At 61.5% G+C, this 12411-nt stretch carries 8 protein-coding genes; 2 read left to right on the top strand and 6 right to left on the bottom strand.

Features of this window, described 5'->3' with window-relative positions; translation table 11 throughout:
• Positions 1–56: 56 nt before the first annotated feature.
• On the top strand, positions 57–1652 hold the full coding sequence (gene cls, locus M2447_RS12105; protein ID WP_277558819.1) for a cardiolipin synthase: 1596 nt from the start codon (positions 57–59) through the stop codon (positions 1650–1652).
• A 60-nt stretch (positions 1653–1712) separates the two neighbouring features.
• Here cls and M2447_RS12110 read toward each other — a convergent pair whose 3' ends face one another.
• From M2447_RS12110 to M2447_RS12130, 5 genes are all read right to left on the bottom strand, one after another.
• Positions 1713–3842: a prolyl oligopeptidase family serine peptidase gene (locus M2447_RS12110; protein WP_277558820.1), complete on the bottom strand. Its 2130-nt coding sequence runs from the start codon at positions 3840–3842 to the stop codon at positions 1713–1715.
• A gap of 38 nt (positions 3843–3880) precedes the next feature.
• Positions 3881–4864 (bottom strand): DMT family transporter, encoded by a 984-nt coding sequence (locus M2447_RS12115; RefSeq protein ID WP_277558821.1) that lies wholly within the window; start codon positions 4862–4864, stop codon positions 3881–3883.
• Positions 4865–4953: 89 nt separating this feature from the next.
• Entirely contained in the window at positions 4954–5235 is a 282-nt protein-coding gene (locus tag M2447_RS12120; protein ID WP_108824297.1) for a hypothetical protein, read from the bottom strand.
• A 100-nt stretch (positions 5236–5335) separates the two neighbouring features.
• Entirely contained in the window at positions 5336–6577 is a 1242-nt protein-coding gene (locus tag M2447_RS12125) for an alginate lyase family protein (RefSeq protein ID WP_277558822.1), read from the bottom strand.
• Between the two features lie 149 nt (positions 6578–6726).
• Positions 6727–7959, bottom strand: coding sequence for a glycoside hydrolase family 88 protein (locus M2447_RS12130; RefSeq protein WP_277510167.1), 1233 nt, complete (start codon positions 7957–7959; stop codon positions 6727–6729).
• A 441-nt stretch (positions 7960–8400) separates the two neighbouring features.
• Between M2447_RS12130 and M2447_RS12135 the strand changes: the two genes are divergently transcribed.
• Complete coding sequence (locus tag M2447_RS12135) at positions 8401–10062, top strand: hypothetical protein (protein ID WP_277558823.1); 1662 nt, start codon at positions 8401–8403, stop codon at positions 10060–10062.
• 154 nt (positions 10063–10216) lie between these two features.
• Here M2447_RS12135 and M2447_RS12140 read toward each other — a convergent pair.
• A partial coding sequence (locus tag M2447_RS12140; protein ID WP_277558824.1) for an alanine--tRNA ligase-related protein occupies positions 10217–12411 on the bottom strand: 2195 nt, incomplete at its 5' end.

Genomic DNA, 12411 nt, shown 5'->3' on the forward strand with positions numbered 1-12411 from the left:
CACTTGCGCATTTTTCCATTGAGAATGAGGCGCGGGGCGCACACATATCAGGCGCAATGCGCGAACGTCGTCTCACACGCACTGTGGTTTTGCTCGGCATGGTTGCCGGTTGCTGCGCCGTCGCCCGCGCCGCGAACGCGGTTCCCGCATCCGAAATCGCAAGCGGATCAATCATCGACGGCATTGTCGCCTGGGCCTCCGCCGTTTGGGACTACGTGCGTTCGCACACAGGCGCGGTCGTCAGCGTCGCCTACGTCCTCGTCCAAATCGCAGGCGTGCTGACGAGCATCCGCGCGATTCTCACGGCGCGCACTTCGCAAGGCGCGGTCGCGTGGGTCGTCGCGCTCATTTTGATGCCTGTTGTGAGCGTGCCCGCGTATTGGGTTTTTGGGCGGAGCAAATTCCACGGATATGTCACGCTCCGCCGCCAGAGGTCCGCCATCTCCGCGCCCACGATTCAGGCCGCGCTGATCCGCATGCGGGCGAAAAACATGCTTGTCACTCCGCAGTTCGGCGAGCCCTTCGCCATCGAACTGCTCGCGCACCTTCCGCTCACGCGCGGCAACGACGTCGAGCTGCTCATCGATGGCGACGACACGTTCTCGTCAATTTTCGACGGCATCGACCGCGCCAGGGAATACGTGCTGGTGCAGTTCTACATCATCCACGACGACGACACCGGCCGCGAATTGCTTTCGCACCTCGTGGCCAAGGTCAAGGAGGGCGTGCGCTGCCACGTGCTTTTCGACGAGATTGGCAGCAGCGGGCTGACGCGCAAATACGTGCGCGACATGCGCGCCGCCGGCATCAACGTCTCCGCGTTCAACACGAGACGCGGGCGCTGGAATCGTTTTCAAATCAACTTTCGCAATCATCGCAAAATCGTCGTGGTCGACGGACGCGAGGCGTGGGTCGGCGGCCTCAACGTCGGCGACGAATACCGCAGCCGCGACAAGAAGGCCGGCTACTGGCGCGACACGCACACGCGGCTTGCCGGGCCCGTCGTGCAATGCGTGCAGGCGGTTTTTCTTGAGGACTGGCATTGGGCCACCGGCGAGATTCCGAAATTCGAATGGCGCCCGGAGGTCGCGCCGAACGGCGTCTCGCGTGTCGCGCTTTGCCTGCCGTCCGCGCCTTCCGACGAGCTCGAAACCGCCACGCTGTTTTTCCTTGATGCGATCAACACCGCGCGCACCCGCATCTGGATCGCGAGCCCATACTTCGTGCCCGACGAACAGTTCATCTCGGCGCTCCAACTCGCGGCGCTGCGCGGGGTCGATGTGCGCATCCTCATTCCCGACAAGGCGGACAACTTTCTCGTGCAGCTTTCCGCGTGGTCCTACATTGAGGAGCTCGAAACGGTCGGCATTAAAACCTTCCGCTACACAAAGGGTTTCATGCACCACAAGGTCGTCGTCGTGGACAACGCCTACAGCACAATTGGCACGGCCAATTTCGACAACCGCTCGTTTCGCCTGAACTTCGAGCTGACGATGGCGTTTGCCGACAGGCAGTTCAACGAGCAGGTGACAAAAATGCTCGAAAACGATTTTGCGTGCTCGCGCCTGGCAACATCGGCGGAGCTCAACGCGCGCGGCTTTTGGTTCCGCCTCGCCGTGCGCGTGGCCATGCTCCTCGCGCCGGTGCAGTGAGGCGGGCAAACGCGGCGGCCTCGGCGAGGCCGCCCTACCCTCGCGAAAGGAACGGTGGCGTTATAGTCCGAGTTCCTTTGCGAGGAAGGTGAACGACAGCGCCCACATGCGGGCGCGTTGCCCGGCGTTGGCGGCGCCGCCGTGGCCGCCTTCGATATTTTCGTAATAGAGCACGTCGTGGCCCTGCGCCTCCATGCGGGCGACCATTTTGCGCGCATGCGCCGGGTGCACGCGGTCGTCTCGCGTCGAGGTGGTGAAAAGCACGCGCGGATATTTCACGCCGGGTTTCACGTTTTGGTAGGGCGAGTATTTTTTGATGAATGCCCAGTCCTCCGGCACGTCGGGGTTGCCGTATTCGGCCATCCAGCTCGCGCCGGCGAGGAGCTTGTTGTAGCGGCGCATGTCGAGGAGCGGCACCTGGCAGACGACGGCGCGATAGAGGTCGGGGCGCTGCGTGAACGCCGCGCCGACGAGCAGCCCGCCATTCGAGCCGCCCATGATGCCGAGGCGCGCGGGCGAGGTGATTTTGCGCGCGATCAGGTCCTCCGCGATGGCGGCGAAATCATCGTAGGCGCGCTGGCGTTTTTCGCGGAGCGCGGCCTGGTGCCACGCGGGGCCGAACTCGCCGCCGCCGCGCAGGTTGGCGAGCACATACACGCCGCCGCGCGCGACCCACGCCCGGCCAAAGTGCGCCTTGTAATCCGGCAGCATCGAAATCTGAAATCCGCCGTAGCCGTAAAGCAAGGCGGGCGCGGTGCCGTCGGCGCGAAAGCTCTTTGGCGCCAGCACAAAATACGGAACCCTCATGCCGTCGGCGGAGGCGGCCTCGTATTGGAAAACCTTCATGCCGCCGGCGTCGAAAAAGGCGGGCAGGCGCTTGAGTGTTTCGCGTTTCGATTTGCCGATCGTGCCGAGCACGAGACTGGGCGGCGTGAGGAAATCCTGCGTCTGAATGAACACGTCGTCGGATTCGTCCTCGTCGATTCCCGAGATGCTCGTGACGCCGAAGTCGGGCGCGGGCACGGGCTGGCGCGTCCACTTGCCGGTCGCGGCGTCGAGAGTCCACGCGAATAGTTTGTTGCGCACGTTTTCGAGCTCGTTGACGACGAGGTGGTTTTTGGTGTCGGCGGTCCCGGCGAGCGATTTGCGCGGGCCGGGCTCGAAGAGCACGGTGAAATCGCGCGCGCCGGCGAGGTAGCGTTTCAGATCGGCGGCGAGGAGCGCGCCGGCGGCGTGGGTGCGCCCGCCGACAGTCCAGTCCTTGCGCAAAACGAGCAGGATTTGCCCGCGATGAAACCCGACGCTGACGTCGTCGGGCTTGTCGAGCCTCACCCACGCGCCGGCGGGGTTGCGAAGCAGGACTTCGTTGGTGAAAAAGGCGGGGCGTCGCAGGATCATGTCGTAATGCGCGCCGTGGTCGTGTATCCGAAATGCGGATACAGACATGTCGGTTTTGTCCGCCTCGAAGATCGTCGCGGCGGAGGCGAGCGGCGTGCCGCGTTTCCATTCCTTGACGATGCGCGGGTAGCCGGAATCGGTGAGCGAGCCGGCGCCGAAATCGGTGCCGACGTAGAGCGTGTCGCGGTCGCGCCAGGCAACGCGGCTCTTGGCCTCGGGGAGCGCAAAGCCGCCGGCCCCGGGCGCGACGAAGGTTTTTGTTTTCAGGTCGAACTCGCGCACCACGTCGGCATCGGCGCCGCCGCGCGAGAATTTGACAAGCGCGCGGTCGCGGTCGGGGTAAAGGATGTCGGCGCCGTGCCACACCCAGTTTTCATTTTCGGCGGCGGCAAGCGCGTCGAGGTCGATGACGGTTTCCCACGCGGGGGCGGTTTTGCGGTATTCGGCAAAAGTGGTCCGGCGCCAGACGCCGCGCACATGGTTTTCGCCCTGCCAGAAATTGTAATAATGCGCGCCGTGTTTCGCGACGTAGGGAATCTTTTCCCTGGAGTTGTAGATGGCGAGGAGCGCGGCGCGGGTTTGCTCGAAGTCGGGCGAGCTTTCGAGTTCGCGCGTGCTGACGGCATTGCGCTCGCGCACCCAAGCGAGCTGTTTGTCGCCGGTCACGTCCTCAAGCCAGAGGTGGGGATCGTCAGGGGCGTCCGTTGAGGCTCGGGCGGGCATGATTGAGAGCGAGGCAAGGGCGAGGCCGGTGAGGATGAGTTGCGCATGGGGAAAAGAGAGGCGAAGCATCGGGACATGTCAGGAGTTTTTTGCGGGAACGAAACCTGTCAGGATTTTACCGGCGGTTTCAGTTGCAGCAGAATATTCGCGGCGGTGATAAACGCGCCGCCGGTCAGAAGCGTCCAGGTGAAGGTTTCGTTGGCATAGTTTATTCCGAACGCGGCGGAGAACAGGCCGGGCAGAAACAGGGCGAGGAGCGTGCCGAAGATCGGCTCGAAACAATACACGAGGCCCGCCTCCGTCGCGGTGATTTTGGGCTGCCAGGCGTTCATCAAAAAGAACGCGCCAAACGTGCAGAACACAACGAGGAGCAACGTGAGCATGATGAAGGCGGGCGAGGCCCACGGCGTGACGAGCGCGGAGAGATTCGGGGCGGTTGCGAATGCCATGATGGAATAAACCACGGCCTCGGTGGCAAACATCACGAGTGTGATGCGCATGACGCGGTTGCCCGCAAATTCGGGCCGGTCGAGCGTGAGGATTTGCCCGGCAAAGAAAAACGCGCCAAGCAGGGTTTCAAATTCGCCGCGCCCGAGGCGGAGTTCGCGCCAGTCAAACTGCCCGAGGATTGCCACGCCGGTGATCACGAGCGCGCAGCAAAACCACACGCGCCAGCCGGGATTCTTGCGCATGCGAAACGCCACGTAGAGCGGAATGAGGATGGCGGTGAGCTGCGTGAGAAACGCGGAGGTGGAGGCCGCGGTGAATTGCAGCCCGTCGTTTTGCAAGATCATGCCGCCGGCGGCGAAGAGGCCGAGGAGCAGGCCCTGCCTCCACTCGGCCGGAGTGGTGCGCCGGCGCGCGCTGCCGCGCAGAAAAAGCAGATGGATTACCAACAACACAACCGTGCCGATAACGAAGCGCGGGCCGACGGTCGCGGATGCGGTGAACCAGTTGCCGCTGCCGGGCTGGATCGCGGCGTGCACGAGCGCGAGCGCCTTCACGGTCGGAAAGCTCAGTCCCCAGAACGCCGTCGCAAGAACAAGCATGCCGATGGCGCGCCAGTGACGGACATTTTGCGTTGGGTTCATGAGCGGGGGTTCAGGCGCGTGCGCTCGGCTTGCCCCGGCGGCATCCGGAGTTTTTTGCACGCGGGGGTTGCGCGTTCGCTGCGATCAAATCAGCGCGCCTGGCCGGCCGCGCCGTCCTCGGACGGCTGGGCCACGGTTGTCGCGGCAAAGCGCTTGCCGAATTCCTCGGTTGCGATGCGTTTCGCCTCGTCCGCGTCGGCGGCCTGCTTGAGCGCCACAAGGTCGGCGGCGCGCTTGGCGATCCAGCGGTCCTTGAAGTTTTGCTCGACCTCGGTTGCGATAAGGGGACTCGGTTTGGGTTTGCTGGAGCAACCCGCGAAAGGCAGGAGCGCAAATAACGGCAGGAGGCAAAGGAGGAGGAGGCGTTTCATTGAAGATTGGAAAAATATCTGACGGATAAAAGCGGCGCGTGTTCCGTTGTCAAAGGGCGAAAAAACAGGGGCTTCGTTTTTCAAGCGCCAAAAACAGTCCCTACCTCGGGAGGGGCGGCAGAAGAAGATGCCAGCGCTCCTTGGCGAGGTCGGGCGTGGAAACGGAATAAGTTTCGTAGAGCGCCTTGAATTGCGCGTCGTCCTGACGGGCGAGATAGGCGCGAAGAAGCGGCAGGATGCGGGCGGTTTTTCCGGGCGTGATGTCTTTCTTGGGCCAGGGTTTGGCGGGGTCGAGGTAAGGCGCCACATAGGCGAGGGCGGCGCGCAAGCTGCGCCCATCTTTTGTTGTGTGAGCCCAGCCGCCAGTGTAACCGGCGCGTTCGCCGAGCTGCGCGAGTTCAAAAAGGGGCTCCAGGTTAAAAATCGAATAGTGCAGGGAATTGGTGCGCGCGAGTTCGTGCGGCTGGCGTCCGTCGGGCTCGATCTGCGTGGCGATGTAATGCGGAAGTTGCTTCTCGACGCGGCGGCGCGCGGCGGCGGTTTTGCCGAGGGCGAGCTCAAGGTGCGCGGCTTGCACGGCATACCATGTGCCGTGGTTGTTGGCGGCGGCGGCCTCGGCGAGACCGATTTTGCTGGTGGTGAGCCAAGTGTGATACGACTCGAGCCAGGCGCGCATGGCGGTTTGTTTTTCGGCGGGCCATGCGGACGAGGCGGCGATGAGCGCGAGGCCGTCGGTGAGCGCGGTGATGTGACGGCCCTCGAGCACGCCGGCGCCGCGCCCGCTGTTGCGTCCGCGAATGCCTTGCGCGTGGTTGAGGTTGGGGTTCATGCGTGTGGCTTCGTCGAGAAACCAGACGCGGGTGAGCAGCGCGGCGGTTTCGGCGTAGGTTTCCCTGCCGGTGAGGTAATAGGCGAGGCCGAGCGTTTTGACGGCGGTGCAAATCCGGACGAACTTGAGCGCGTCGTTATCCCGCTTGCTCTCGGGGTTGACCTGACCGTCGCGGCGAATGTAGGGCAGGCCGTCGGGCTTGGCCGGATCGGGCCACCAATAGGGAGCGAGCGAAAGGTAGTCGTGTTTGTCACCCGAATCGGCGGTGAGCTTTTTGTCGATCACCGACAGGGGTTTGAGGGCGAGCGCCTTGTCCGCCTCGCGAAGCACGCGGTCGTAGGCGGGGCGAAACGCGGGGTCGTTTGCGTGAGCGCGCTCGCGGGCGTTGGCAAGCACGGCGGGATCGCAGCAAAAGATCGCAGGCGGTGGGACCGAGTTCGCGAGCGCGGCGAGCGGGAATAAAATGGCGGCCACGGCAAGGGTGGCGCGACGCAGGCGGTCGGTTGTGTTCATTGGGGCTTCATGACGCGCAAGATGCGCGCGGATTTCAAAAGGGGATGTTTTTTCCGGGAAGTTTTTTTGGCGATGCGCTCAAAGGCGCGCCAAAGAGCGGAGGCACGGGCGAGCCGTCCGTGCCTCCGCAAACCATTTCGGACGCGGGCTTAATTTACGGGCGCGGGAACGGCGGGTTTGCCGGACATCTTGGCGCGGTAGCGAAGGAGCGCCTCGAGGAAATAGTAGTCGGCGTAGTTGAGCGGCACGTCGATTTCGCTGTTGCCGGGAAGATGGCCGACCGAGTGCATCAGGATGAAGCCGCCGTTTTCACCGACCTTGGCGCGATAGGCGGGAGAGGAAAGCGAGAGGAGCTGCTTGCGCGCGGTGTCGAGATACCACTTGGAGAACTTGGCGTCGGTCGTGTAGTCGCTCAACTCGATGAGCGCGGAGGCGATGATCGCGGCGGCGGACGCGTCGCGCGGCGCGTTCGGAATGTCGGGCGCGTCGAAATCCCAGTAGGGGATTTTGTCCTTCGGGAGCCTGTTGTGATGGAGGATGAACAGGGCGATTCGTTGCGCTTGCTCGAGGTAGGCGGGATTGCGCGTTTCGCGATACATCATGGTGAACCCGTAGAGTCCCCACGCCTGGCCGCGCGCCCATGGCGACCAGTGGGCGTAACCTTGCTTGGTGTGGCGGAACAAAACCTTGCCGGTGCCCGGATCGTAATCGACGACGTGATAGCTGCTGCCGTCCTCGCGGAAATGGTTGGCGAGCGTGGTTTGCGCATGGCTGATTGCGATTTCGCGGTAGCGTGGATTGCCGGACTCGCGCGAGGCCCAGAAAAGAAATTCGAGATTCATCATGTTGTCGATGATGACGGGGAACGTCCAGTAGCCGTGATCCCACGAACGGATGACACCGGCGCAGGGATTGAAGCGACTGGCGAGCGACTCGGCGCCCTTGAGCATGATGTCGCGGTAGGAGGCGTCGTTGGTGAGCCGGAGGCCGTTTCCGTAGCTGCAACCGATCATGAACCCGAGGTCGTGCGTGCCCTTGTAGTCCTTGATGCTTTCGAGGCGCGCGGTGTATTCGCGGGCGGCGTCGCGCCATTTTGCGTCGCCGGTGTATTCGTGAAGGAGCCAGAGCGAGCCGGGGAAAAAGCCGCTGGTCCAGTCGCGCGGGCGGATCGTTACGAGCTTGCCGTTTTCGAACCTGCGGGGCTGGCGGTTTTTCTCGGCGACATCGGCCATCGATTGGAGGAGTTTTGTGTATTGTTGCGCGGCGACGTCGAAGTTTTCGCGCACGAGTTGCTCGGTTTTGTCGTCGGCTTTTTGGGCGAAGGCCGGAATGGCCAATACAGCACTGACAACGGGGATGAGGAGGGCGTTTCGGAGTGTCATGGTAAGAGGGTGAAAATTAGAAGCCACAAATGCGGGTAAATGCACGCGAATTAAAACGGGGATAAAAGAGCCTCTCGTTTTTTGGACACAGATTGACGCATATTCAACCCGATTGGCCGCAAAGAGGCGCGGAAGTCGCAAAGAACGGAGTTTCCTTTTTGCGCCTGTTGTGCTTTTCGCGGCAGATTCTGATCTGCATTCATTTGCGTGCGTTTATTTGCGGTTAATTTTTTCCTGGGTTGGTTGTGAAAGTCCTCAAAACGCCACGCGCCAACATGTGATTTGGCGCTCTTTTTTCGCACGCATATTTTTTAATATTCCCGGCGTTCGCAGGTTGGGAATATGAGGCGTGCGGATGTTGACCGTTTCCCGAAACGGGCTTCTACTCGCGCAACAACCACCCGATAAATTATCCAACCCTGCTTCACATTCATTTGCTTTATGAAAAATCCCAAAGTCTTGCTCATGTGCTTTTGCTGCGCACTTGTCGGAGTTGTGTTGGGCGTGGGATTGGGGCGCGTGTCGGAGTCAGGTGACGGGACAAAGTCCGACGCGGGCAAAAACCCGGCAGTAATTGATTCGCAAGGTGCGACTTCAAAAAGCGGCGGTAAAGCCGATGCCAGCGGCGAGTTTCCAGACTTGGCCGGCTTAAAAACGCCGGAGCAATGGCGCGGGTATATTGAGCGGTGGATGACGGCGGGGTGTCCACCGGGACAACAAAAAAATGTGTTCGAGGGTTTGCGGCGTTGGTCGGAGGTCGATGCGGACGGGGCGTTGGCGTTTGTTGACGGGGCGGCAAAATTTCCGACGCGCAATACGGCCTACGGCATTCCGTTGACGGCGATCGGAACGAAAAATATGGGGCGGGTAATCGACTGGCTGCAAAAAAATCTCTCCCAAAGAGATCGCAGCGATATTGCCGGATTTGTAATTATGGAATTGAAAGACACTCACCCTGAGGAAGCGTGGGTGCTTGCACGTGCGGACGATATCTCCGTGGCCCCTCATTATTTTGGCGAGATCATGCAGTCGATGCTGAAGACGGATCCGGCAGGCTCGTTGCGGGTGCTGGAGAGTTTGCCGGATCGTGGCAAGTCCAGGGTTGTGAAGGATTTTGCCATTGCATGGTTGAATATGGACGAAAGCGCCGCGTTAGAGTGGTGCGCGCGCCAGCGGGACAAACCATATGGGAGCGAGATGTTTTTTCATATTCTAGAATATTACGCCAAAGAGAAGCCTTCCTCGATACTTGCAACGATTGAGAGGCTGAATGTGGTATTTGAGCAAAACCTATATTATGGAGATTTTATGAATAAGCTGGCATGGAACGACCCATTGATTGCCTTGGCGACACTGCAAAAAATGCCCGCCGATAAGATTGCCCATTATGGGCGCGACGTGATAAGAGAATTACTCAAAACGGACGCCGACCAAGCCGTGGCGGCGGCACGAGTGATTTGGCCTGATGAAGTCGATCGCACGGATAATCTTTGGCGGAGTTATGCTAACTGGGCGCGTTCCGACCGCAAGGCTGCCGAGGTGTGGCTTGAGAACGAGGCCGATGGCGCGCTGCGCGAACAAATAAAAACGAAGCAATTGCTGTGGGATAATCCAGCCGCATTCCTCGGTTCAGTAGACGTGAAAATAAACACCCCGCTTATGGAAAATTACATAAACGAAGCAATGCGGATGGCTGCTCGACACGGTCAGTCCGACGAAGCATTACACTGGCTGCTGGCAAATCCGGACCAGATCACCTCAAAACGGGTGAGTTGTTTTCAATACGCCAACGGGCCGGACGGAAAAATCCCGTTAACGCCAATGGATGTTTCCGCGGTGCCCGAGGGTAAAGGGCGCGAGGCGTTGATTGATTTTGTGGCCGAGGCATCAACAGACACAGAGGATTGGCAAAGCGCCGTGGAATTGTTGCCGCTGGTCACGGATTCAGGAAAACAGGATGCGCTGCGCTTCAAGATATTTTCGAGCATGATGAGCAATGAGTCCGAACGCGAGGCCGCGCGTGAATGGCTGGCGACACAGCCATTGAGCGAAGAGGTGCGCGCCTCGTGGGAGACGCTTGCCGAGGCCGCGGCCAAGGAATGATGCGGATGGCGGCAGGGCGTCGGCGTATTTTCAAAATTTTGATCGAACTACGCTTGCGCCCGGGAACGCGGGCAGCTTGCCCGCAGGTTTGGAGGGTTGGGCGGCGCGGAGCGCCGTCTTGCGGGCAGGATGCCCGCGCTCCCGGGAATACGCTCTACTTTAACACTTCGGCGAGCTTGCCGGCGGCTTTGCCGCCGCCCATGGCGAAGTCGGGTTTGCCGCCGCCTTTGCCGTCCAATTTTGCGCAGAGTTCGGCGACGAGTTTGCCGGCTTGATGGCCGGCTTTGTTCGCGGCGGGGGAGCAGAAGACAACCACGGATACTTTTTCAGGGCCGAAGGCGGCGCCGAGTTTCACCACGCCTTCGCCGAGTTTGCTCAGCACTTGGCTGCCGATGCTGCGGAGGGCGTCGGGCGTGGGGGCCTCGACAACGGCGGTGACGTGCTTGAGGCCGTCGGCGAGCGCGGTGGCTTTCGCTGCGAGGTCGGCGGCGAGGCTGGCGGCGGCGCGTTGTTCGTGGAGTTTGAGTTTCTTTTCCGTCTCGGTTTTGTGCGCGAGAAGGGTGTCGAATTTGTGGAGGAGGTCTTGCGGGCCGGCTTGGATGCGGGCGCCGATTTCCTTGAGGAGCGTTTCGTGGTCGGAGGCGAGCGCGTAGGCGTGGAGGCCGGTGACGGCTTCAATGCGGCGCGTGCCGGCGGCGATGGCGCTTTCGACGGTGATTTTGAGGAGGCCGAGTTCGCCGGTGGCTGCGGTGTGCGTGCCGCCGCACAGTTCCATCGAGTAGCCGTCGAGTTTGCCGGGCGTGCCGCCGATTTGGACGACGCGGACGCGGTCGCCGTATTTGTCGCCAAAGAACTGGTTGATGTCCTTGCGGGCGGCGATGTCGGCGTGCGCGACTTCGGTGGCGCTCACGGTGGCGTTTTCGATGATGCGCTGGTTGACGAGGGTTTCGATTTGGCGGAGCTGGTCGGGCTTGACTTGCTCGAAGTGCGCGAAGTCGAAGCGGAGGTAGCCGGGGTTGACGGAGGAGCCGGCCTGGCGGACGTGCGCGCCGAGCACTTCGCGGAGCGCCCAGTGGAGGAGGTGCGTGGCGGTGTGGTGGCGCTGGATCGCGCGGCGGCGGACGATGTCGGGGGAAAGGCTGAAGGGCTGAAGGACTGAGGGGCTGAGGGCGGCGGCTTCGGCGGGGTTGGCGAGTTCGTGGAGGTGGCGGCCGGATTTGTCCTTGATGGTGTTGGCGATGGCGTGGGTTTTGCCGTTGATGGAGACGGTGCCGGTATCGCCGACTTGTCCGCCCATTTCGGCGTAGAAGGGCGTGCGGTCGAAGACGAGACAGGCGCGTCCGTCGGAGACGGTGATGATTTCTACGAGGCTGGCGGTTTGCGGTTCGGGCTCGGCGTTGTATTGCGTGTGCGTGTAGTCGAAGCCGGTGAAGAGGGTGGGAGCGGCGGTGGCGCCGTCGTTTTCGTTTTCGGTGACGGTGATAATTTCCTTTTTCTGCGCGGCGCGGGCGCGGGCGCGCTGGGCTTCCATTTCTTTTTCGAAGCCGGCGGTGTCAACGGCGAGGCCGCGTTCGGCGGCGAGGAGTTCTGTCATGTCGAGGGGGAAGCCGTAGGTGTCGTAGAGTTCGAAGGCGGCTTTGCCGGGGATGATGCCTTGGGGAGCGCACGCGTCTCGCGTGCCTGTTTCGGCGTCCCGCCGAAACTCCGACGATTGCTGGTCGGGCGTCCAAACATAGGGATATTCCGCATCGGGCCCGACGAGGTTGTCGCGGCGCGGGTTTTCGAGTGTGTATTTGAATTTTTCCTGAAGATCGGACTCGGAACGTATGAGGCGATCGTAGCTTTCCTTGTCCCATACAGGACCGCTCGCATTTGTGAGTTTGTTGATTTGGTGTGCGGTGAAGGATTTTATCGAGTGGAGGATATCGGTAAGCGCGTGGAATTCCGTTTTCCCCTCGGGGGTTTGTCCTTTGGGTTGCGGCTCAATGAGAAGGTGAACATGGTCCGGCATCACGCACGCGATGTAGAGATGATAGCGGTTTTCGTTGTGGCCGAAAATCAGGCTGTCGAGGACGACGCGTTTCGCGGCGTCGGTGAGCGGGGCGCGTTTGTGCGTTGAGAAGGTGATGTGGTATTTTCCCCAAGGGCGCTCGAAGTGGGGGAGATTACGCTTGGTGTAGCGGACGTCGCGAGGGGCGGCGATGGCGGAAGTGGGGGGGGGGGGGGCCCCCCCCCCCCCCCCCCGGGGGGGGGGGGGGGCGGGGGGGGGGGGGGGGGGGGTTTTTTTTTTGTTTGGGGGGGGGTGGGGTTTTGGGGAGTTTTTTTGTTTGTTGTGGGGTTTTTTTTTTT

It is taken from the genome of Ereboglobus sp. PH5-10, assembly GCF_029504735.1.
In the GTDB taxonomy this organism is placed as follows: domain Bacteria; phylum Verrucomicrobiota; class Verrucomicrobiia; order Opitutales; family Opitutaceae; genus Ereboglobus.